This window comes from Streptomyces sp. NPDC033216 (assembly GCF_055577115.1).
The window spans coordinates 561877-582062 of sequence record NZ_JBVIQK010000001.1 but is presented as its reverse complement, the minus strand read 5'-3'; the positions used below and the strand labels follow the sequence as shown (position 1 = coordinate 582062).

General features: G+C 73.6%; 17 protein-coding genes and 1 pseudogene. 4 read left to right on the top strand and 14 right to left on the bottom strand.

The annotated features are described in order from the left end of the window. Window positions 1-33 precede the first annotated feature (33 nt). From ACZ5Y0_RS02470 to ACZ5Y0_RS02430, 9 genes and pseudogenes are all read right to left on the bottom strand, one after another. The gene (locus tag ACZ5Y0_RS02470) at window positions 34-1062 is read right to left on the bottom strand and encodes a glutamate ABC transporter substrate-binding protein (protein ID WP_469126780.1); all 1029 of its coding nucleotides are present in this window, start codon (window positions 1060-1062) and stop codon (window positions 34-36) included. Between the two features lie 14 nt (window positions 1063-1076). After that, window positions 1077-2433 (bottom strand): annotated as a pseudogene (locus ACZ5Y0_RS02465) (hypothetical protein). A 579-nt stretch (window positions 2434-3012) separates the two neighbouring features. Further along, on the bottom strand, window positions 3013-3984 hold the full coding sequence (locus ACZ5Y0_RS02460) for an N-acetylglucosamine kinase (protein WP_469126779.1): 972 nt from the start codon (window positions 3982-3984) through the stop codon (window positions 3013-3015). Beyond that, entirely contained in the window at window positions 3975-5240 is a 1266-nt protein-coding gene (locus tag ACZ5Y0_RS02455; RefSeq protein ID WP_469126778.1) for a 6-phospho-beta-glucosidase, read from the bottom strand. Before ACZ5Y0_RS02455 ends, ACZ5Y0_RS02460 begins: the two co-directional genes overlap by 10 nt. Before the next feature lie 6 nt (window positions 5241-5246). Further along, window positions 5247-6137: a carbohydrate ABC transporter permease gene (locus ACZ5Y0_RS02450; protein ID WP_469126777.1), complete on the bottom strand. Its 891-nt coding sequence runs from the start codon at window positions 6135-6137 to the stop codon at window positions 5247-5249. A 3-nt stretch (window positions 6138-6140) separates the two neighbouring features. After that, the gene (locus ACZ5Y0_RS02445; protein ID WP_469126776.1) at window positions 6141-7097 is read right to left on the bottom strand and encodes a carbohydrate ABC transporter permease; all 957 of its coding nucleotides are present in this window, start codon (window positions 7095-7097) and stop codon (window positions 6141-6143) included. 2 nt (window positions 7098-7099) lie between these two features. Then, window positions 7100-8443 carry an ABC transporter substrate-binding protein gene (locus ACZ5Y0_RS02440; RefSeq protein WP_469126775.1) on the bottom strand — a complete coding sequence of 448 codons (1344 nt, stop codon included), beginning with the start codon at window positions 8441-8443 and terminating at the stop codon, window positions 7100-7102. A gap of 63 nt (window positions 8444-8506) precedes the next feature. Continuing rightward, on the bottom strand, window positions 8507-9718 hold the full coding sequence (locus tag ACZ5Y0_RS02435) for an ROK family transcriptional regulator (protein ID WP_469126774.1): 1212 nt from the start codon (window positions 9716-9718) through the stop codon (window positions 8507-8509). 729 nt (window positions 9719-10447) lie between these two features. Further along, window positions 10448-11554, bottom strand: a complete 1107-nt coding sequence (locus tag ACZ5Y0_RS02430; RefSeq protein WP_469126773.1) for a mechanosensitive ion channel family protein — start codon at window positions 11552-11554, stop codon at window positions 10448-10450. A 315-nt stretch (window positions 11555-11869) separates the two neighbouring features. Here ACZ5Y0_RS02430 and ACZ5Y0_RS02425 point away from each other — a divergent pair, with 315 nt between their 5' ends. Next, window positions 11870-12406 (top strand): HNH endonuclease, encoded by a 537-nt coding sequence (locus ACZ5Y0_RS02425; protein WP_067244152.1) that lies wholly within the window; start codon window positions 11870-11872, stop codon window positions 12404-12406. Between the two features lie 77 nt (window positions 12407-12483). On the opposite strand, the gene ACZ5Y0_RS02420 is transcribed toward ACZ5Y0_RS02425, so the two are convergent. Genes ACZ5Y0_RS02420 through ACZ5Y0_RS02400 form a run of 5 tightly spaced genes read right to left on the bottom strand, consistent with a single transcriptional unit; the run spans window position 12484 to window position 17192 of the window. Next, on the bottom strand, window positions 12484-13086 hold the full coding sequence (locus ACZ5Y0_RS02420) for a hypothetical protein (protein WP_469126772.1): 603 nt from the start codon (window positions 13084-13086) through the stop codon (window positions 12484-12486). Beyond that, window positions 13083-14417 carry a hypothetical protein gene (locus tag ACZ5Y0_RS02415; protein ID WP_469126771.1) on the bottom strand — a complete coding sequence of 445 codons (1335 nt, stop codon included), beginning with the start codon at window positions 14415-14417 and terminating at the stop codon, window positions 13083-13085. The genes ACZ5Y0_RS02420 and ACZ5Y0_RS02415 overlap by 4 nt, the downstream gene beginning before the upstream one ends. Then, window positions 14414-15199 (bottom strand): ABC transporter ATP-binding protein, encoded by a 786-nt coding sequence (locus ACZ5Y0_RS02410; RefSeq protein WP_469126770.1) that lies wholly within the window; start codon window positions 15197-15199, stop codon window positions 14414-14416. Before ACZ5Y0_RS02410 ends, ACZ5Y0_RS02415 begins: the two co-directional genes overlap by 4 nt. 47 nt (window positions 15200-15246) lie before the next feature. After that, on the bottom strand, window positions 15247-16599 hold the full coding sequence (locus ACZ5Y0_RS02405; RefSeq protein ID WP_469126769.1) for a zf-HC2 domain-containing protein: 1353 nt from the start codon (window positions 16597-16599) through the stop codon (window positions 15247-15249). Then, window positions 16596-17192: an RNA polymerase sigma factor gene (locus ACZ5Y0_RS02400; RefSeq protein ID WP_469126768.1), complete on the bottom strand. Its 597-nt coding sequence runs from the start codon at window positions 17190-17192 to the stop codon at window positions 16596-16598. The genes ACZ5Y0_RS02405 and ACZ5Y0_RS02400 overlap by 4 nt, the downstream gene beginning before the upstream one ends. Window positions 17193-17477: 285 nt before the next feature. Here ACZ5Y0_RS02400 and ACZ5Y0_RS02395 point away from each other — a divergent pair, with 285 nt between their 5' ends. The 3 genes from ACZ5Y0_RS02395 to ACZ5Y0_RS02385 all read left to right on the top strand — a co-directional run bounded on the left by ACZ5Y0_RS02395 (window position 17478) and on the right by ACZ5Y0_RS02385 (window position 20133). Next, window positions 17478-17690 (top strand): hypothetical protein, encoded by a 213-nt coding sequence (locus tag ACZ5Y0_RS02395; RefSeq protein ID WP_469126767.1) that lies wholly within the window; start codon window positions 17478-17480, stop codon window positions 17688-17690. Beyond that, on the top strand, window positions 17691-19766 hold the full coding sequence (gene malQ, locus ACZ5Y0_RS02390; RefSeq protein WP_469126766.1) for a 4-alpha-glucanotransferase: 2076 nt from the start codon (window positions 17691-17693) through the stop codon (window positions 19764-19766). It begins immediately after the preceding gene. Window positions 19767-19851: 85 nt separating this feature from the next. Continuing rightward, window positions 19852-20133: a hypothetical protein gene (locus tag ACZ5Y0_RS02385; protein WP_469126765.1), complete on the top strand. Its 282-nt coding sequence runs from the start codon at window positions 19852-19854 to the stop codon at window positions 20131-20133. Window positions 20134-20186 lie beyond the last annotated feature (53 nt).

Here is a 20186-nt window from a genome sequence, read left to right as displayed (position 1 = left end):
TCCTGCTCGGTCCGCCGTCCGCCGACCGATCCGTCAACTCGTGCGCAGGTACTGCGGCGCGGGCGGCGTCGACGTCGCGGGGTCCGAACCCAGTGTCGCCGACAGCCAGGCGGCGTACGACCGCTGCCAGCCGTTCGCCCGGTACTCCACCAGGATCTGGTTGACCCGGCGTACCAGGTCGTCCGCGTCCTGCTTCATCGCCACGCCGTAGTACTCGGCCGTGAACGCGGCGCCCTTCAGCTCCACCGTCGGGTCCTGCGCGGCCTGACTCGCCGCCAGGGCGCCGTCGGTGACCACGGCGTCGACCTCCCCGAGTTGCAACCGCACCAGACAGTCCAGCTGGTTGGGGACGGTGGTGGAGATGTCGGCGGTCGCGGGCAGCTTCCCGGCCTTCACGTCGTCGGTCAGCCGGGTGTTGGCCGTCGAACCGGCCGCCGTGCAGATCCTCTTTTTCGCCAGCGTGTCGTCGTAACCGGTGATCGTCGACGACTTGGGGGCGAGGACCTGCTGGCCCGTCCTGAAGTACGGCGCGGAGAACGCGACGTCCTTGATCCGGTCGCAGGTGATCGTCATCGTGCGGACCACCATGTCGACCCGGCCCTCCTGGATGGCCGGGATGCGCTGGTTGGTCGGAATCGCCTTGAACTGGACGGCGTCGCGGTCGCCCAGGATGTCCTCGGCGATCCGACGCACCAGGTCGATGTCGAAACCCTCCAGCGCGGCGCCCGTGTTGTTGGGGTCGCGGTAGCCCCACCGGTAGCTGTTCTGGTCGACGCCGACGATCAGCTTGCGCCTCTCACCCGTACGGGCCTTGATCGCGGCGATCGTCGGCCCGTCCGCGGCCGACGGCGCCAGCGTCTGCTTCTCGGGGGCCTGGCAGGCCGTGTCGACCGCCTGGGCGCCCGCGGCGACGCCCGGACCGCCGGTGCCGGTGCTGCCGTCGCCCGGCGACTGGGTCCACGGCAGGACCAGCACGAACGCGAGGGCGAGGACGCAGACGAGCGCCATCGCGCCCACCCCGCCCCAGCCCCGCAGACCGGCCCGCATCCGTCGAGCACGCATCGTCACGCCCCCTTTCACCGGTACTCCGACAGCCTGCGGCCGATGCCGAGGAGCGCGCCCGCCGCCGCCAGGACCGCCAGCACGGCCGCGCCCAGCGGCAGCCCGCCCATCGCGCCCAGGGCGTCACCGGCCGCCTGCTTGAACTCGTGCCGCTCGTGGTCGAGCGCGCTCGCCAGGCTGGCGTCGACGCCGTCGAAACACGCGCCGGTCGCGCCCTTCGCGCCGATCACCAGGGCCAGCGCCTGCTCGTAGTTGCCGTTGTCGTCCTGGGCGCGGGCCGCGGTGTGGCGCTTCTTCCACTCCGCCATGTTGCTCTCCGCCGACGCGACCGGCTTCTCGCCCGCCTCGTCGTCGGCGAGCTTCGCCGCCGCCGCCAGGCCCTTGCCGAGGGTCGCCATCTCCTCGGTGAAGTCATGGTCGTAGGCGTCGAACGTCGTGTCGCCGACCTTCACGGTCTCGGCGCCGCGGGCGACCAGGGTGAGGTTCTCGTTGCCGCGTGCCTTCAGCGAGGCGATACGGGCGTCGTGCAGGACGTCGAGGGAGCGGACGCCGTGGTCGTAGGAGTCGTTCAGCCCCGCCCGGGCCACGCTGTGACCGACGACCAGCCACAGCAGTACGACGGCGGAGGCCGCGGACGCCGCGACCATGCCGTGGTTCAGGACCCGGTTCGTACGGCGGTAGTTGCGGTGCTGCGCCCAGCCGAGGGCGGCCAGCGCGAGGATGCCGAGGGTGATCGCCGCCCACGGGTACGGCTTGGCCGCCGCGTAGTCGTCCTGGAGCCGCTGGTTCTCCTTCTTGTAGAGATCCTCGGCGGCCGGGAGCATCTCGTCCTGCATCTTCTGGTTGGCGTACCGGCAGGTACGCGCCGCCGACCGGGAAACCCTGCCGGTTGTAGGTGCGGGCGCGCTCCACGAGGCCCTTGTACTCGGGGAGCAGCTTGTTGAGCTTCGTGATCGCCGCGGTGGAGGGGGAGCCGGCGTCGGAGTTGTTCGCCGCGGTGACGAGCTTCGCGGCGGCCGTGTCGATGTCGTCCTCATAGCGCTTGCGCGACTCGGCCGTCTCCTGGCCGCCCGCCAGGAAGCCGCTGGACGCCGCGGTGTTGGCGTCGGCGAGTGAACGGTAGATGTCCGCGGCGGCCGTGCTCAGCGGCTGGCTCTTGTGCAGCACGTCGTCGGCGGCGGCCGCGCGGTCGCTCATCTCCCAGGCGGTCACCGCGCCGAACGCGACGACGAGGAAGGCGAGGACGGCGCCGATGATACGGAGCCTGCCCGGCTCGGTGGTCGCGGCGGAGCGCAACTGGTCGACGCCCTCGGCGAACGCCGTCCGGCGGGCGGGCGGTGACGCCGTGATGGTTGTCGGCGGGTTTGCCACGTGTGCCTGACCTCCCCCATGGTCAACTGTCTGCGCCAGTATCGCCGCTCGGCGAGGGGCTGCGCACCGGGGCTTCACCGGATCCTGACCGGATCGCGGTCCGCCCTTGTGGTGAACACGTCGGGGGTGTCCGTTCGGTTCCGCCGCGGCGCAGGGCAGTGGCCGGGGTGCGGGCGCCTCGTGGCTGGTCGCGCCTTTCCCCGCACCCCTTCCGGTCCTGGACGTCACGGTGTCGGGAGCGCCAGGTTCGCCCGGCGGTGGGCACGCGGGCGGCCCAGCCCGGCCGGCCTTGGGCGCGCGGGACGGCCGGGGTCGTCTCCGGCTAAGGGCAGGCGGCCGCCCGGAGGGCGGGGCGAGGGGTGGACGGAGATCTGGGACGGCCTCGGCCCCGCGCACGGGCCGGCCTCGGCCCCGCGCACGGGCCGGCCTCGGCCCCGCGCACGGGCCGGCCTCGGCCCCGCGCGCCGACGGGCCTCAGCCCCGCGCCGCGGACGGCCTCGGCCCCGCGCCCAAGTGTGGGCGCGGGCGGTGCTCCGCGGCGCCCGGACGCGCGGCCGGCGCCCCCCGCACCCACACCGGTCAGCCTCCGAAATGGGCCCGGACCCTCTCCTGTGGTTCCTGTCCCGCTCCCACCCGGTCCAGGCCGAGCAGCGCCGCCCCCAGCACCGGGCGTTGGCGTACCACCCTCGGGGTCGCCTTCGGGGCCCTCGCCGCGAGCAGCTCGCCGATGCGGTCGTCCAGCCGGCGGTGGCCCGCCGTGAGGACCCCGCCGCCCAGGAGTACCGGGGTTTCCTCCCCCAGAAGGTCCAGGCGGGTCAGGGCGACCGTGGCCATGCCGACGACCTCCGCCGCCAGGCGGTCGACGACCGTGCGGGCCACCGCGTCACCGTCGGAGGCCGTCGCGAAGAGGACCGGCGTCAGCTCGTGGCGGCGGGACGGGGGGACGCGCTCCAGGTGGAGGGACTCGATGAGGGCGTACATCGTGGGGAGACCGAAGTGGGCGGGGAGGGTGTGCGCCAGCGCGGTGGCGGGCCCCCGACCGTCCTCGGCCCGCGCCGCGTGCCACATGGCCTCCTCCGCGAGGGCCCACCCGCCGCCCCAGTCGCCGGAGATCCTGCCGAGCGCCGGGAAGCGGGCGGTGCGGCCGTCGGCGCGCATGCCGACGCAGTTGATCCCGGCGCCGCAGACCACGGCCACGCCCCGCGGCTCGGCGACGCCCGCCCGCAGGATCGCGAAGGTGTCGTTGCGGACCTCGACGGAGTCGCCCCACGCGCGCGCGTGCAGCGCCGCCGCCAGCTGTTCCTCCTCGACGGGAAGGTCGGCGTTGGCGAGGCAGGCCGAGACATGCGTGACCGAGGTGACGCCCGCGGCGGTGTAGGCGCGCGTGACGGCGGCCGCGAGGGCGTCCATGGCCGCGCCCACGCCCACGGCGGGCGGCCGGAAGCCGCCCCCGCGAGCCGTGGCGAGGACCGCGCCGTCGGCCGCCACGACCGCGACGTCGGTCTTGCTGTTGCCCGCGTCGATGGCGAGGACACATGCGGTCAGGCCCACGCGAGATGCTCCCGGTTGTGTGCGATCAGTTCGTCGGTCAGCGTCTCGGCGTACGCGTACTGGCCGATCAGAGGATGGGCGAGCAGGGCCCGGAAGACGCGGTCGCGGCCGCCGCGCAGTGCCGCGTCCAGGGCGAGGTCCTCGTAGGCGGTGACGTTCGCCGTCAGGCCCGCGTACAGCGGGTCCACCGGCGTCACGGGCAGCGGGGAGGGGCCCTCGGGGCCGACCGCCGCCTGGACCTCGATCACCGCGTCGTCGGGCAGGAAGGGCAGCGTGCCGTTGTTGTACGTGTTGACCACCTGGTGGGGGCTGCCGGACCCGGTGAGCAGCGCGGCCGCCAGGTCCACGGCCGCCTCGGAGTAGTAGGCGCCGCCCCGCTTCGCCAGCAGCGCCGGCTTCTCGTCCAGGCCCGGGTCGCCGTACATCTCCAGCAACTCCCGTTCCATCGCGGCCACTTCTGAGGCCCGCGAGGGCTTCGTGCGCAGTTCGCGTACGACCTCGTCGTGGGCGTAGTAGTAGCGCAGGTAGTAGGAGGGGACCACGCCCAGGCGGTCCAGCACAGGGCGGGGCAGGCGCAGGTCGGCGGCGATCGCGTCGCCGTGGTCGGCCAGCAGCGCGGGCAGTACGTCCTCGCCCTCGGGGCCGCCGAGGCGCACCCCCGTCTCCCAGGTGAGGTGGTTGAGGCCCACGTGGTCGAGGTGGACCTCGGTCGGGGAGGTCCCCAGCAGTGCGGCGAACTTGCGCTGGAAGCCGATGGCCACGTTGCACAGCCCGACCGCCCGGTGTCCGGCCTGGAGCAGGGCGCGGGTGACGATGCCGACGGGGTTGGTGAAGTCGATGATCCAGGCGCGCGGGTTGGCGCGGCGGACCCGGTCGGCGATGTCGAGGACGACGGGGACCGTGCGCAGCGCCTTGGCCAGGCCGCCGGCGCCGGTGGTCTCCTGGCCGACGCAGCCGCACTCCAGGGGCCAGGTCTCGTCCTGCCGGCGGGCGGCCTGGCCGCCGACGCGGAGCTGGAGCAGCACCGCGTCGGCGCCGTCGACGCCGGCGTCCAGGTCGGCGGTGGTGACGATCCGGCCGGGGTGGCCCTGCCGGGCGAAGATGCGCCGGGCGAGTCCGCCGACCAGCTCCAGCCGCTCCGCCGCCGGGTCGACGAGGACCAGTTCCTCGATCGGCAGGGTGTCCCGCAGACGGGCGAAGCCGTCGATCAGTTCGGGCGTGTAGGTCGATCCTCCGCCGACCACGGTGAGTTTCATATCCGGCTAACCCTTCACTCCGGTCAGGGTGACGCCCTCGACGAACGCCTTCTGCGCGAAGAAGAACACGAGGATCACGGGGGCCATGACCAGCACGGTGGCGGCCATGGTGAGGTTCCAGTCGGTGTGGTGCGCTCCCTTGAAGGACTCCAGGCCGTAACTGAGTGTCCACGCGCCGGGGTTCTCGGAGGCGTAGATCTGGGGGCCGAAGTAGTCGTTCCAGGCGTAGAAGAACTGGAAGAGGGCGACCGCGGCGATGCCCGGTTTGGCCATCGGGATCACCACCCGCAGCAGGGTGCGCAGTTCGCCGCAGCCGTCCACCTTGGCCGCGTCGACGTACTCGTTCGGGATCGTGGTCAGGAACTGTCGCAGCAGGAAGATCGAGAACGCGTCGCCGAACGCCATGGGGACGATCAGCGGCCACAGCGTGCCGGACAGGTCCAACTGCTGGGCCCAGAAGAGGTACATCGGGATCACGACGACCTGCGGCGGCAGCATCATCATCGAGATGACGAGCATCAACGTCAGGTTGCGGGCGCGGAAACGGAACTTGGCGAGCGCGTACGCCACCGGGAGTGAGGACACGACGGTCAGGACGGTGCCGAGGCCCGCGTACAGGAGGGTGTTCCGCCACCAGGTGAGGAAGCCGGGGGTGTCGAACACCCTCCTGTAGTTGTCCCACTGCCAGGTGTCCGGGATCAGGTCCCGGCTGAGCGCCTGCGAGTCGCTCATCAGGGAGGTCAGCAGCACGAACACGAAGGGCAGGGTGAAGAAGAGGGCGGCGGCCACGCCGAGGGAGTGGACGGCGATCCACTCCAGCAGGGCCCGGCGGCGGGCGGTGCGTCGGGCCGGCGAGGCCGGCGTCGAGTCCACCGGTCTGTCCAGTAGTCGGGTCATGGGTCAGTCACCTGCCTGGATGAGCCCGCCCCGGCGCCGCATCAGCAACGCGGTGAACGCCATCGACAGGGCGAAGAGGACCAGGGCCACCACGCAGGCAGAGCCGTAGTCGAAGCGCTGGAAGCCGAGGTTGTAGACGAGCTGGGGGAGGGTGAGCGTCGACTTGTCCGGGTAGCCGGGCTCGAACAGGGTGCCCGCGCCCTGGATCACGCCCGAGGCGACCTTCCCGGCCACCAGGGGCTGCGTGTAGTACTGCATGGTCTGGATGACACCGGTGACGACGGCGAACATGACGATCGGCGAGATGTTCGGCAGCGTCACGTACCGGAACCGCTGCCACGCCGACGCGCCGTCCAGCTGCGCCGCCTCGTACTGCTCCTTCGGTACGTCGAGCAGCGCGGCCATGAAGATGACCATCAGGTCGCCGACGCCCCACAGGGCGAGCAGGGTGAGGGCCGGCTTGGACCAGGCGGGGTCGTTGAACCAGCCGGGCGCCGGGATGCCGACGCCCTCCAGGAGCGAGTTGACCGGTCCCGTACCGGGGTTGAGCAGGAAGGCGAAGGCCATGGTGGCCGCGACGGGCGGGGCGAGGTAGGGCAGGTAGAAGAGGGTGCGGAAGACGCCGGTACCCGTCTTGATCCTGGTGATGAGCAGGCCGACGCCGAGTCCGAAGAGGACGCGGAGGGTGACCATCACCAGCACCAGCCACAGGGTGTTGCGCAGGGCGGGCCAGAAGTAGGGGTAGTGCTCGAAGACGTACGTCCAGTTCCTGGTCCCGGCCCAGGTCGGCGGCTTGAAGCCGTCGTAGTGCATGAACGAGAAGTAGACCGTGGACAGCAGCGGGTAGGCGAAGAACACCGCGAAGCCGATCAGCCACGGCGACAGGAAGGCGGTGGTGCGAAGCGCCGCCCGGCGGCGCTTCGACCTCAACGTGTTGGACCTCGGTGCGGGCGTGCTCACGGTCACTTCGCCTGCGCGATGTCCGTGTCGATCTGCGCAGCCGTCTTCCGCAGTCCCGCCTTCAGGTCCTTGAGCTTGCCGCTCTCGTAGTCGAAGCCGAGCTGCTGGAGCGTCGAGAGGTACACGCCGCCGTTGACCGAGGCCGGGGAGGTCGTGGAGTTCGGGTTGCCGGCGATGTCGAGGAAGGTCTTGAAGCGCGGGTCGTACTTCAGTTTCGGCGACTTGAGGGCGGCGAGCGTCGAGGGCACGTTGTGGATGGCGTTGGAGAAGTTCACGACGGCGTCCGTGTCGGTCGTCATGTACTTCACCAGTTCCCAGGCCGCGTTCTGCTTCTCGCTGGTGGCGGCGATGCCGGCGATGGTGCCGGTGATGTAGCCCTTGCCGTACTGGTCCACCTGGTCGTCGGGGACGGGCAGCGGGGCGACGCCGATCTCGAAGCCGGGCTTGGCGTCCAGGGCCATGCCCAGGCGCCACTCGCCGTCGAGCTGCATGGCCACCTGGCCGGTGTGGAACGGGTGTTTGGGGCCCCACTCGTCACCGAGGCCGGCCCGGTACTTCTCCAGCTTCCGGTAGCCGCCGAGGGAGTCGACGAGCTTCTTCTGGAGGACGAAACCGGCTTCGACGGCCGGGTCGTCGGCCACGGTCGACCTGCCGTCCCGGTCGAAGTACGTGGGCGAGAACTGGCCCAGGTAGTGCTCGGTCGTGGTCTCCCAGCCGTGGTAGTTCGGCATGAACCCGAGCTGCCGGTAGCTGTCGCCCTGGGGGATCGTCAGCTTCTTCGCGACGGTCTCGAACTCGGACCAGGTCTTGGGAGGGGCGCTGATCCCGGCCTTCGCGAAGGCCGTCTTGTTGTAGTACAGGCCGTACGCGTCGCCCAGCAGCGGGACCGCGCAGCGGTCGCCCTCGAACTGGGTGTACTGGTTCATGGCCTTCGGGAACGTCGTCTCCGGGTCGATGTCCGCCTTCTCGAAGAAGGGGTTGAGGTCGACCAGCGCGCCCGACGAGCAGAACTTGCCGACGTTGTTGGTGGTGAACGACGAGATCACGTCGGGTGCCTTCGAACCGCCCGCCCGCAGCGCCTGGTTGATCTTGTCGTCGGTCATGTTGCCGACGACGTTCACGTGGATGTTGGGGTGCGTCTTCTCGAACCCGGCGACCAGGTCCTTCACGGCCTTCACCTCGCCGGGCGCGCTCCACGCGTGCCAGAAGGTGAGCGTGGTCTCCTTCGACGCGTCGTCGTCGGCGCCGGAGGAGGCCTGGCCGGTACAGGCGGTGGCGAGCAGGGCCAGGGACGCGGTCAGGGCGAAAGCCGTTTTCCGGGCCACTTGGGGAATGCGTGTGGGCATGACGGGGCCTCCCAGGGACGGGCGTGGCGATGAGGGTGACGGGGGGTGGGTATGGGGGGTGGGTCAGCGCGAGGTGTCGAACACCTCGTCGCGGGTGGCGGCCAGGGCGCTCTCCAGGGCGCCGCGCAGCACGGGCCGTTCGGTGACACCGCCGACGACGAGTTTCGGCCGGGACGGGGCCAGCTCCTCCAGTTCGGCCTGGACGAGGGCGCGCAGCACCTCGCCGCCGGCGGTCAGCGAGGCGCCGCTGAGGACGACGAGTTCCGGGTCGAGGACGGAGACGAGGGCGGCGAGACCGGTCGCGAGCCGGGTCGCGTAAGTGCCGAGCAGCTCCCGCAGCGGGCCGTCCTCCTCGGCGACGGCCCGTGCGACGAGGGCGGCGGCGGTCTCGGCGTACGGCCCCGAGGGGATGCCGCTGACGCCCAGTTCGCGGGCCAGTTTCGGTACCGCCTGCGAACCGGCCAGTTCCTGGTAGCCACCGCTGTTGGCCCTGGTGACCTGCCGCACCAGGGGTGCGCCCGGCACGGGCAGGAAGCCGACCTCGCCCGCGCCGCCGGTCCAGCCGCGGTGCAGCCGGCCGCCGAGGACGAGGGCGGCGCCGAGGCCGCCCTCGTTCCACAGCAGCACGAAGTCCTCGTGTCCCCGGGCCGCACCGAGCCGTTGTTCGGCCACGGCCACCAGGTTCACGTCGTTCTCGTACTCGACGGGCATCGGCAGGGCCGCCGCGAGGTCGTCGAGCAGCGTGGGGGAGTGCCAGCCGGGCAGGTGGGAGGCGTAGCGGAGCCGACCGGTGGTGGGGTCGAAGGCGCCCGGCGTGGCGACGACCAGCCGCCGCACGTCGTTCCGGACGAGCCCGGCGGCCTTCACCGCGCCGTCCAGCGCCTCGGTGACCTGCCGTACGACGGTCCCCGCGCCCCTTCGGCCGGGTGTGGACACCTCGTACGTGCCCAGGGTGCGGCCCGTGATGTCGGCGACGGCGGCGAGGACGCGTTCGGGGGTCACGTCGAGGCCCGCGGCGTGACCGGCGGCGGGATTCACCTCGTAGAGCTGGGCGTTGGGTCCCGGCCGTCCCTCGGTGGTGCCGGTGGCCAGGACCAGGCCCGCCGCCTCCAGACGGGCCAGGAGCTGCGAGGCGGTCGGCTTGGACAGGCCGGTGAGCTTGCCGATCCGGGTGCGCGACAGGGGTCCGTGCGCCAGCAGCAGGTCCAGGGCGGCGCGGTCGTTCATGGCGCGGAGGACGCGCGGGGTGCCCGGCGTACCGGCGGTTCCTGCCATGGGCTCTGCACCTGCCTTCCTCGGCCGCCCAGCTTCTCAGTGATCGCGGAGACAAGTCCATCGAGGGGCGTCGCCGACCAGCCGTCGGTCACTGTTAGGAAAGTTTCCTATTCTGTGCAGGGAAGGTAAGCCCGGTGGCCGGAAGGCGTCAAGGGGGAGGCGGAAGCGGGAAGGGCGCACGGCGCTCGGGCCCCGCGGGACACGCGGACGCCGCCCCTCGTGCGGCCTTGTGACCGGATGGTCCGGGGACTGAGGATCCGCAGACCTCGGGCGCGAGGTGCGGGCCGGACGTGTCAGCGAGCGGCGTGTCGACGACGCCCTCTCCCGCGTCCTCACCCTCTACGGCGGTCCTGCTCGGCCGGCCGGAACTCGGGTGACCAGGACCGCGGAGGCGAAGCGCACGTCAGTGGCGCCCACTCCGCGCAGGGCGGTGCGTACGGGGCCACGGTTTCCCGTGACAAGAATCCGGTGGGGTGTACGGAGGGAGATCGGCGCGGCGAGGAGGGCGAGGATCACCGGGGCGGGGACGGGGCGCGCCCCGGCAGAAGGCTGGGCCAGCCAGCCAGCCAGCCAGCCAGCCAGCCAGCCAGCCAGCCGGTTCAGCCAGGACACGGCCGGGCCGGAATGCCTCCGTCCGTCGCGGGAAGGAGGGCGTCGAAGCGACTCCGGCGCGTCGAATCGACTTCGGCGTCCAGTCGTCGCCCTTCCAGTCCGTGAGGTGCCGCTCTCCTACTTCGCCGCCCCCGGCGGGGTCAGGGGTGGCAGCGGGGAGGCCGCCGCCGCCTGCGGGGAGGCGGTGTTGGAGTACACCGACGGGGCGGCGACGGCGGCCGTCGGATCGTTGTCCGGGTCCTGTTCCGGCGGGACCGTGGCGCCGCCGACGATGCGGATGTCCGCCGCGTCGAAGGCGCGTTTGATCCGCCAGCGCAGCTCGCGCTCGACGGTCAGGGACTTGCCGGGCATCGTCTTCGCGGAGACGCGGACCACCATCGAGTCGATCAGGACGCTGTCCAGGCCGAGCACCTCGATCGGGCTCCAGAGAAGCTCGTTCCAGGGCTCCTCCTTGTTCATCTTCTCGGCGACCTCGTCGAGGGTGGCCTTGACGAGGTCCAGGTCCTCGGACGCCTTGACGGTGACGTCCACCCCGGCCGTCGCCCAGCCCTGCGAGAGGTTGCCGATCCGCTTGACCTCGCCGTTGCGGACGTACCAGATCTCGCCGTTGTCGCCGCGCAGCTTGGTCACGCGCAGCCCGACCTCGATGACCTCGCCGGAGGCGACACCCGCGTCGATCTGGTCGCCGACGCCGTACTGGTCCTCCAGGATCATGAACACGCCGGAGAGGAAGTCCGTGACCAGGTTGCGGGCGCCGAAACCGATGGCGACACCCGCGACACCCGCGGACGCCAGCAGCGGGGCCAGGTTGATCTCGAAGGTGCCGAGGATCATCAGCGCGGCGGTGCCGAGGATGAGGAAGCTCGCCACCGAGCGCAGCACCGAGCCGATCGCGTGGGACCGCTGGCGGCGCCGCTCGACGTTGACCAGCAGCCCGCCCAGAGCCGTGCCGTCGACCGCCTGGACCGTGCGGTTCATCCGGTCGATGAACTTGGTGATGGCCCGCCGCACCACCCCGCGCAGGATCGCGGCGATCACCACGATCAGCAGTACCCGCAGGCCGATCGCCAGCCACGTCGACCAGTTCTCCTCGACCCAGCTGGCGGCGTTGGTCGCCCCTTCCTGGGCATCCTCGAGGGTGGGGACGGTCACGGCGGACGGTGACCCCGAGGGGGTCGGCGTCGGCGACGGACCGGCGGCCGTCAGGACGGCGTACAAGGACACGGCAGGTACCTCCAGGTGCGGCACTGCTCCCCCCGGTGTGGCGGTCAAGGCGGTCCAGGTCACGAAAAGGTCACCGACGGGGCAGAGGCACCACACTAACGGGGCATTGTGTGTGCTTCGGCGGGATGTGTGAAGGAGAGAGCGTGCTCACCTGTGCTTGAACGGGCCGGGGTGCGGGGGATGTATGCACGTGTGGTCGAAAACACTCCCAGCCCGTTACCGGGACATGGTGGCGCGGCCACCGACCAAGAGGGGAGACTGACCACAGATCGTCCCGGCGCGAGCCACGTGCCGCCGACGCCCGAGGAGGCATCCGTGCCGCATGTCCTGGTTCTGAACGCGTCGTACGAGCCGCTCGGCGTCGTACCGCTCCGCCGCGCGCTCGTCCTCGTCCTGGAGAACAAGGCAGTCTCCCTGGAGGAGTCCGGCGCCTTCCTGCACAGCGCGACCGTCACAGTCCCCGCACCCAGCGTGGTGCGGCTCAAGCGATTCGTCCGGGTTCCCTACCGGGGACCCGTCCCGCTCACCCGCCGGGCGCTCTTCGCCCGCGACGGGGGCCGGTGCATGTACTGCGGTGGCGTCGCAACCAGCGTCGACCACGTCATCCCGCGCAGTCGCGGGGGCAAGCACGTGTGGGACAACGTCGTGGCGTCCTGCCGGCGTTGCAACCACGTCAAGGCCGACCGCCATCTCGTCGAGATCGGCTGGCGGCTGCGGCACAAACCCGCCCCGCCCACGGGTCTGGCCTGGCGCATCATCGGGACCGGCCATCGGGACCCGCGCTGGTTGCCGTACCTGCAACCGTACGGCGCTGACGACGCCCTGGCCCGGATCGACGGCATCTCCGCCTGACCGATCCGGGCTTTTGCATGCCCCGTGGCCCAAGCGCCACGGGGCCCTTCGGGACGGGCCGCGCGACGGGGCGAGGGTCAGCCTGGCGCGGCCTCCGGGCGGGCGCCGCGCGCCGCGTACAGGGCCGTGCCCAGCAGGAACGCCGTGACCGCGGCCAGCCACGTCCACGGCCGGTCGGCCGGCTGCACCGGCCAGGCCCACACCGTGGCCGCCCGTCCCTCGGCGCCGGCCGACGCCGGGAGCACCGTCCCGACATGGCCGAGGACCGGCAGCCAGCTCAGGCGGGCACCCAGCAGGACCGCCGCGGCGGCCGTGACACCGACGCAGCCCAGCAGGTTGCGGATCAGGGGAGCGGGGCCGAGGGCCGGGCCGTCGTCGAGGACGGTGAGCGCGAGCAGCGCGCCCGCGAGGGCGGTCGGGCCGAGCAGGTGGGCCAGCCGGCGGGGCCACCAGGGGCGTACCGCCGTACGGTCCAGCTCGTCGAAGGGGGTGTGAAGGCCGGCGCCGATCACCGCGGCGGCCAGCACCGGGGCCAGCACGACCAGGGTCCGCACCCGTCCGGGATCGGGGGCGGTGTCCGTGCGCAGCGCCGCCCACCCGGCGAGGGCGGCCGTCCCGGCGAGTGCGGCCAGCGTCCAGGACAGGGCGCGGGACCGGGCGTACAGCAGGGTTCCGCTCACAGCGCGGGCACCCCCTCCGGGTCGCAGTCGCCGGCCGTGGCGAAGTACGCCGACAGCCAGGTCCGGCGCTCGTCCGCGTCCATCGACGCGAGGCGGGCACGCGCGGCCCGCCGCTCGCGCAGCTCGGCGCGGGCGGCCTCGTCACCGCCGGCGTCCAGCTCGTCGAAGTACTCCCGCGCGGGCATCGGCGCGAGGAGGTTCTCCACGGCATCGTCCGCGCGGCTCACGCGCGGGTCCGTCGGGCCCTCGCAGTCCCCACGGCGCTGGAGCGCGGCCACCGCCTCCCACGCGTACTGTTCCGGGTCGGTCAGCCCGCCCCGTACGAACGACCAGCCCATCGGCGTCAGCATGGGCAGCTCCGCCTCGTCGGGGCGGGGCCCGCCCGGCCGGTCCTCGAACCGGACAGGGAGATTCCGTACGCCCTCCAGGCGGCCGGTGACGCCCGAGAGGGCGGACGTGACCTGCGGCAGCAGATCGCCGTAGCGGGCGTTCACACAGATCTGCGGGGTGGTCGAGGTGTCACACACCTGGCGGCCGTCGGCCGGGTTCGGGTGCCACGGTCCGGCCCCGTCCTGCACCAGCAGCGCGCCCGCGGCCGTCGCCGCCGCGAGCGGCAGCAGGGCCGAGTACCGGCGCCGCGCCGCGTACGCCAGTACACAGGCCGCCGCCAGGCCGGCCACCCACACCGCCGCGGCCGCGGGCTGCCACGCCCCCGCCACCACGCTCTCCGAGACGGGGAGCGCCGGGTTCAGATAGCGGCCGGCGCCCGTGTCCGCCCGCGACGACAGGCCCAGCGCCACATAGCCGCCCACCGCAAGCAGCGGCGCCGCCGGCCGCCAGGCGACCACCCGTCCCAGCACCTGACCGGCCACCGCGGCGGCCGCCACCGCCACCGCGTCCGCCGGCAGGAGATCCAGCCACGGCCGGTCGCCCCGGGCATACGGCCAGGTCGCCAGCAACGCGCCGGCCGCCGCGGCCACGTACCCGGCCGTCACCCACCCGGCCACCGGCAGCGCCGACGCGAGGAACCGCGCCAGCGGCCCGCGCGCGGCAGTCCCCCACAGCTCCTCGGTACGGCGCCGGCGCTCCCGGCCGCCCTGCCAACAGCCCGCCGCCGCGGCCAGGGGCACGACGATCAGCAGGACGGTGTGCAGCTCGGTCCGGGTCTCCGCCCAGCCGCCCTGCCAGCGGTCCGTCACGGGGGCCAGCAGCGCGGCGACCGTGACGAACACCGCGACTCCCGCCCAGGGGGCGAACCCGCGCAGCACCTCGGCGCGCAAGGGGTGGACCCGGACGGGCACGCTTGTCGGTGTCGTGGCCGTAACGCTCATCGCGGCGCCCCTGCCGCGGGAGCGAGCGAGGTCCGGTGGGCGCGCAGCGCGGCGGTGTAGCCGCGCTCGATCGGGTTGTCGCCGACGCCCTCGGCGTCGTCGTCCGCGCCCAGCCCGCTGAGCGACTCGGGGGTGCCGCGGTAGGCGACCCGGCCCGCGTCGAGCAGGGCGACCTCGGTGCAGGCGGCGGCCACGTCCTCCACCAGGTGCGTCGAGACGATCACCGTGGATGAGGCGCCCAGCCCGCGCAGCAGCGCCCGGAACTCCACGCGCTGCTCCGGGTCCAGACCCGCGGTGGGTTCGTCCAGGAGCAGCACGTCGGGGTCGTTGACGATGGCCTGCGCGATGCCGACCCGGCGGACCATGCCGCCGGACAGCGTCCGCACCTTCGCGTCGATGCGGTCGGCGAGACCGACCCGTTCGACGGCCCGCTCGACCGCGGCCGGGGCGTCGGCGGCGGGCAGCTCCTTCAGCCAGGCCACGTACGCGACGAACTCGCGGACCGTGAAGCCCGGGTAGTGGCCGAACTCCTGCGGGAGGTAGCCCAGCCGGCGCCGGACCGTGCCGCGCCTCGCGGCCTCCCCGACGTCCTCGCCGAGGATCTCCACCCTCCCCTCGGCGGGCCGCGCGATCGTGGCCAGGACCCGGATCAGCGAGGTCTTCCCGGCGCCGTTCGGCCCGAGCAGGCCGTGCACACCCCGGCCCAGGGCGAGGTCCACCCCGTCGAGGGCGATGGTTCTGCGGTGCCGGACACGCAGTCCGGTCACTCGTATCGTGCTCAAGGGATCTCCATCGGGAAGACGTGTACCGGTCGGTGAGCGGGTGTGCGTCAGGGCAACCGGTCGTAGACGGAACGCCGGGCGGCCAGCGCGGCGGCGGACAGTACGGCCGCTCCCGCCCAGGCGCCCTGGGCGGGAGCGCCGTCGAGGACGGCGGAGAGCTGCTCGGTCAGGCGAGCCAGTGGGGCGCCGGACGGCGAGGTCAGCGCCGGGGCGAGCACCGCGCACAGCCAGCCCCCGCCCGTCACCGCCGCGGCGGCCCGCGACCCGGCGTACCCGGCCAGGGCCAGGGAGGCCAGCGTCAGCGCGAGCCCCGGCAGCAGCCAGGCCGCCGCACCCGGTCCCCCCGAGCCGGGCAGCAGCAGCCCGGCCAGCGTCAGCAGCGGCAGGCTGACCGCCAGGACGGCGACCGTGCGGGTCAGCAGCAGCCGCAGCCCGCCGTTGGGCGAGGCCGCGGCGATCTCGTGCGCCGGGTCGGCGTGCGGTCCGTACGACAGGGCCACCCCGAGCACCGGAACGGCCGGCGCCAGGGCCAGCAGCAACGGCCGCGCCCCGGCCACTCCGGCTCCGTGGGCCAACGCGACCGCGCCCATCGCCACGACCACCACGGCGACGCACCAGGCTCCCCGCACGGCGGGCCCCGCCGCCCACAGGACACGGGCGAGACCGGGTACGCGGGCCGCCGCACGCCTCCCGTGCGTCGCCCGGAGGACGAAACGGCCGACGCAGAGCGGGGCGAACCGGACGACGCCGAGCGCGGCGAACCGGCCGGAGGTACGGGACGACCAGAGACGGGCGCGGGGGAAGGGGGCGGTGGGCGAGGGCCGCTCGGGGGTCTGCGGCCGGGGTTCGGCCGGCTGTGGCGGGGGTGCCGGGGCCTTGGCGAGCCCCGTCCGCGCGGCGGTGCCCCGCCCGGCCGCCGGTGCGGCGGACCCGGCCGACGGCCGGGCGGCGTCCAGCGCCTCCGCCGGGGCCGGCACCGTCCCGTAGGCCCCGGCCGGCGCCGGGTCCCGCGTCGCCGGTGCGGGCGACGCGGCGGGGGGCCGGGCGGATCGCCGATCCGCGCCCGGCGGGGGCGTGCGGGCCGCCGGCGGTACGGCACCGGCGGCCGCGGTCCGTGCCGGGCCCAGAGCCCTGCGCATCCTCGCCTCCCGCGCAGGGGCCGGCGCGGCTGCCCCCGCCTCGGTAGGTGCCGAACCCAGAGCCTCCCGGAGTACCGCCTCCCTCACCTCCCCCAGGACCGGCCCCGCCGCCCCCTCCCGAACCGCGCGGGACACCCGGTTCGCGCAGGCCGGGCAGCGCTCCAGATGTGTCTCCAGGGACCAGGCGTCGGACTCCGGGAGGGTGCCGTCGGCGTAGCGGGCGGCCAGGGTGTCGGTCGCGTGCCATCGGGGGTGGGTCATGCCGGGCCTCCCGCCGGGATCGGGTTCAACTGGGCCAGGGCAGCGCGCAGTTCGGCACGTGCGCGCATCGCGCGGGTCTTGACGGTGCCCTCGGGGATGCCGAGCAGCCGGGCCGCCTCGCGGGTGGTGAGCCCGTCGACGACGGTCGCGCGCAGCACCTCGCGCAGCTCCGGCGAGATCCGGTCGAGGGCGGTGCCGACGTCGCCGAACTCCAGCCCGGCCAGCACCCGGTCCTCCGCGGACGGCAGGGCCGCCGCCGGTGCCCGCTCCACCCGGTCGGTGTCCATCGGCGCCGTCTCGATCCGCGCGGAGCGCTCCTGCGCCCGCCGCGCGTCGACCAGCCGCCGGGCGGCGATGGTCCACAGCCAGCCACCGGCTTCCCCGCCGCCGTGTCCGGCCGCCGACCGCCACACGGTCACGAACGTGTCCTGCACCACCTCCCGCACCGTCTCGGGATCGGCGCAGCGCCGGGTGAGCCGCGCGTGCAGCCAGCCGGCGTGCCGGTCGTACAGCGCGGCCAGGGCGCGGGCGTCCCCGTCGGCGACGGACCGCAGCAGCGCCGCGTCCGTGTCGCCCTCCCCGTGGCCCCTCATGGGGCGGAACAGTCTCACACCCTGTCTGTCGGCCGGCCCGGCGCCGACGGTTCACGCCGGAATCCCGACGGCGCGCGCTCTGCCGTAATCGCTCCACATTGGGGAGAATGTCAGGGTGAGGAATGTGACGAGATGCGTGTTGTCCGGTGCGGGGACGTCTGCCGCGGCGCCCACTGGGTAGGGCTTTCTGCGGTAACCCGCCAGACACCGTCAGGCGCTGTCAGGCGCCGTACGACGCCGCCGTGCACCCCGTACGAAGGCGCCGTCCCCGACAAGGAGGCCACCGTGGTCGCACCGGCACACCAGCTGCTCCCGGACCCTTCCAAACGCCCGGCGGCACCGTCCGCCTACCCCCAGGAACCCCACCTGTACGCGTGCAGCGCGGAGGGCGCCCGTACCGAGGCCCCGCTGACCAGCGAACCCCCGCTCCCCGATGCCGAGCCCCTCACCAGCGAACCGCCGCTCGCCGCCGCGGACTCCGACTCCACGAGGCCGTAGATGACCGCACCCCTCGGAGAGGACCTCACCCGGCTCGCCGGGCTGCACGGCGTCGCCGTCTCCTACCGGCCCTCCCCGGACCGGACGGTCACCGCCTCGGCCGCCGCCGTCACCCGCGCCCTGGCCGCCCTCGGCGTGGACGCGGGCACCCCGCAGGCGGCCCGTGCCGCGCTGGCCGACCGGGAACGTGAACTGGCCGAACGGCTGCTGCCGCCGACCGTGGTCCACTGGAGCGGCGGCAGCGAGCCGGACGCCCTCGCCGCGCTCCCCGCCGGCACCCGCCTGCTGATCGAGACCGAGCAGGGCGAGACCCGCGCCCGCCTCGACCAACTCCCGCCGGGCGTCCACACCGTGACCGCGACCGCGCCCGACGGCCGCACCGCCCGCGCCCACCTGGTCGTGGCCCCGCCCCGGCTGCCCACACCCGCCGGGCGTTCCTACGGCCTCCTCGTCCAGCTCTACTCCCTGCTGTCCGGCCGCTCCTGGGGCATGGGCGACCTCGGGGACCTCGCCGAGCTGACCGGCTGGGCCGGGCGGGCGCTGGGCGCCGGATTCGTACAGGTCAACCCGCTGCACGCGGCCGTGCCCGGGGCTCCCACCGACCCCTCCCCCTACCGGCCCTCCTCACGCCGCTTCCCCGACCCGGTGCACCTGCGGATCGAGGACGTCCCCGAGTTCGCGTACGTCACGGACCCCGAGCGGGTGCGGGAGTTGCGGGACCGGGCCGCGCGGCTGCGGGAAACCGTCCTCGACAAGGGGGCGTTGATCGACCGGGACGCCGTGTGGGAGCTGAAGCGGGAGGCGCTGGAGCTGATCGCCGCCGTGCCGCTCGGACCGGGCCGGCGCGCCGCCTACTGCGACTTCCTCGCCCGTGAGGGGCAGTCCCTGGAGGACCACGCCACCTGGTGCGCGCTGGCCGAGGTGCACGGGTCCGACTGGCACCGGTGGCCGGAGGGGCTGCGCGACCCGCGCTCCGCCGAGACCGCCCGCGCCCGGCTGGAGCTGATGGACCGCGTCGACTTCCACTCCCGTCTCGCCTGGCTGACCGACACCCAGCTCACGGCCGCCCAGCGCAGCGCGCGCGAGGCCGGCATGCCCCTCGGGATCGTCCACGACCTCGCGGTCGGCGTGCACCCCGGCGGCGCCGACGCCTGGGCCCAGCAGGACCACCTCGCGTCCGGCATGTCCGTCGGCGCGCCGCCGGACGCCTTCAACGCCCGCGGCCAGGACTGGGGCCTGCCCCCCTGGCGCCCCGACCGTCTCGCCGAGTCGGGCTACGCCCCGTACCGCCGCCTCCTGCGCGCCCTCTTCCGCTACGCCGGAGCCCTGCGCATCGACCACGTGATGGGCCTGTTCCGGCTCTGGTGGGTCCCCCAGGGCGAGCCGCCCACCGAGGGCACCTACGTCCGCTACGACGCCGAGGCCATGCTCGCCGTCCTGGTCGTGGAGGCGTCCCGGGCCGGCTCGGTGGTGATCGGGGAGGATCTCGGCACCGTGGAGCCCGGCGTGCGCGAGTCCCTGCGCGAACGCGGGGTGCTCGGCACCTCCGTCCTGTGGTTCGAACGCGACTGGGAGGGTGACGGCCGCCCGCTGCCCCCCGACCGCTGGCGCGCCGACTGCCTCGCCACCGCCACCACGCACGACCTGCCCTCCACCGCCGCCCGCCTCACCGGCGAACACGTCGAGCTCCGCGACCGCCTCGGCCTGTTGGCCCGCCCGCTCGAGGAGGAACGCGCGGAGGCCGCCGCCGACACCGGCGAGTGGCTCGACCTCCTCTCCCGGACCGATCTTCTTCAGGGCACCGGCGGGGGTGGCGACACCTCCTCGGAGGAGGCCGAGATCCAGGCCGTCCACCGCTTTCTGCTGAGCACCCCCGCCCGGATGGTCGGCGTCTGGCTCCCGGACGCCGTCGGCGACCGCCGTCCGCAGAACCTCCCCGGCACCTGGGACCAGTACCCGAACTGGCGGCTGCCGATCGCGGACGCCGAGGGCCGGCCGGTGACGCTGGAGGAGCTGGCCGCGTCCCCGAGGCTGCACGCGCTGATGGAGGTGCTGCGAGAGGGGGGCGGCGCGTGAGACCGGGGCAGGGGCGCGGCGGCGTTCGCACCTCATACGGCACCCCGGACGCGCGCGCCCGGAGGGCGTTCGCTAGCTTTGCACCGTGGACAAGAAGAACGCCCTGCGCGCCGGCGCCCTGGCTGCCGGTACGACGCTGATGATGCTGCTCATGTCGTCCCCCGCCCTCGCGCTGACCCGCGACGACGGCGACGACCCCGGTCAGGGCCTCAGCGTCATCGAGACGCTGGGCCTCTACGTGTTCGCGCCGCTCGTGCTGTTCGCGGTCATCACCGGCCTGGTGTGGGTGCTGGACCGCTCGAAGGACCGCGGCGACACCACCAGCTCCAACATCACCGTGAAGGGCGAGGCCGCCAAGGCCCACTGACTCTTCGCCGGCACACCTCTCGAGGGCGCCGTCCCCGACGTCCGTACGCGCAC

What these genes read in the sequence shown, in the direction of transcription:
- ACZ5Y0_RS02470 (WP_469126780.1), bottom strand. Translation starts at nt 1,062, where the DNA reads ATGCGTGCTCGACGGATGCGGGCCGGTCTGCGGGGCTGGGGCGGGGTG.
- ACZ5Y0_RS02415 (WP_469126771.1), bottom strand. Translation starts at nt 14,417, where the DNA reads ATGAGCGTTACGGCCACGACACCGACAAGCGTGCCCGTCCGGGTCCAC.
- ACZ5Y0_RS02455 (WP_469126778.1), bottom strand. Translation starts at nt 5,240, where the DNA reads ATGAAACTCACCGTGGTCGGCGGAGGATCGACCTACACGCCCGAACTG.
- ACZ5Y0_RS02440 (WP_469126775.1), bottom strand. Translation starts at nt 8,443, where the DNA reads ATGCCCACACGCATTCCCCAAGTGGCCCGGAAAACGGCTTTCGCCCTG.
- ACZ5Y0_RS02400 (WP_469126768.1), bottom strand. Translation starts at nt 17,192, where the DNA reads ATGAGGGGCCACGGGGAGGGCGACACGGACGCGGCGCTGCTGCGGTCC.
- malQ (WP_469126766.1), top strand. Translation starts at nt 17,691, where the DNA reads ATGACCGCACCCCTCGGAGAGGACCTCACCCGGCTCGCCGGGCTGCAC.
- ACZ5Y0_RS02405 (WP_469126769.1), bottom strand. Translation starts at nt 16,599, where the DNA reads ATGACCCACCCCCGATGGCACGCGACCGACACCCTGGCCGCCCGCTAC.
- ACZ5Y0_RS02450 (WP_469126777.1), bottom strand. Translation starts at nt 6,137, where the DNA reads ATGACCCGACTACTGGACAGACCGGTGGACTCGACGCCGGCCTCGCCG.
- ACZ5Y0_RS02435 (WP_469126774.1), bottom strand. Translation starts at nt 9,718, where the DNA reads ATGGCAGGAACCGCCGGTACGCCGGGCACCCCGCGCGTCCTCCGCGCC.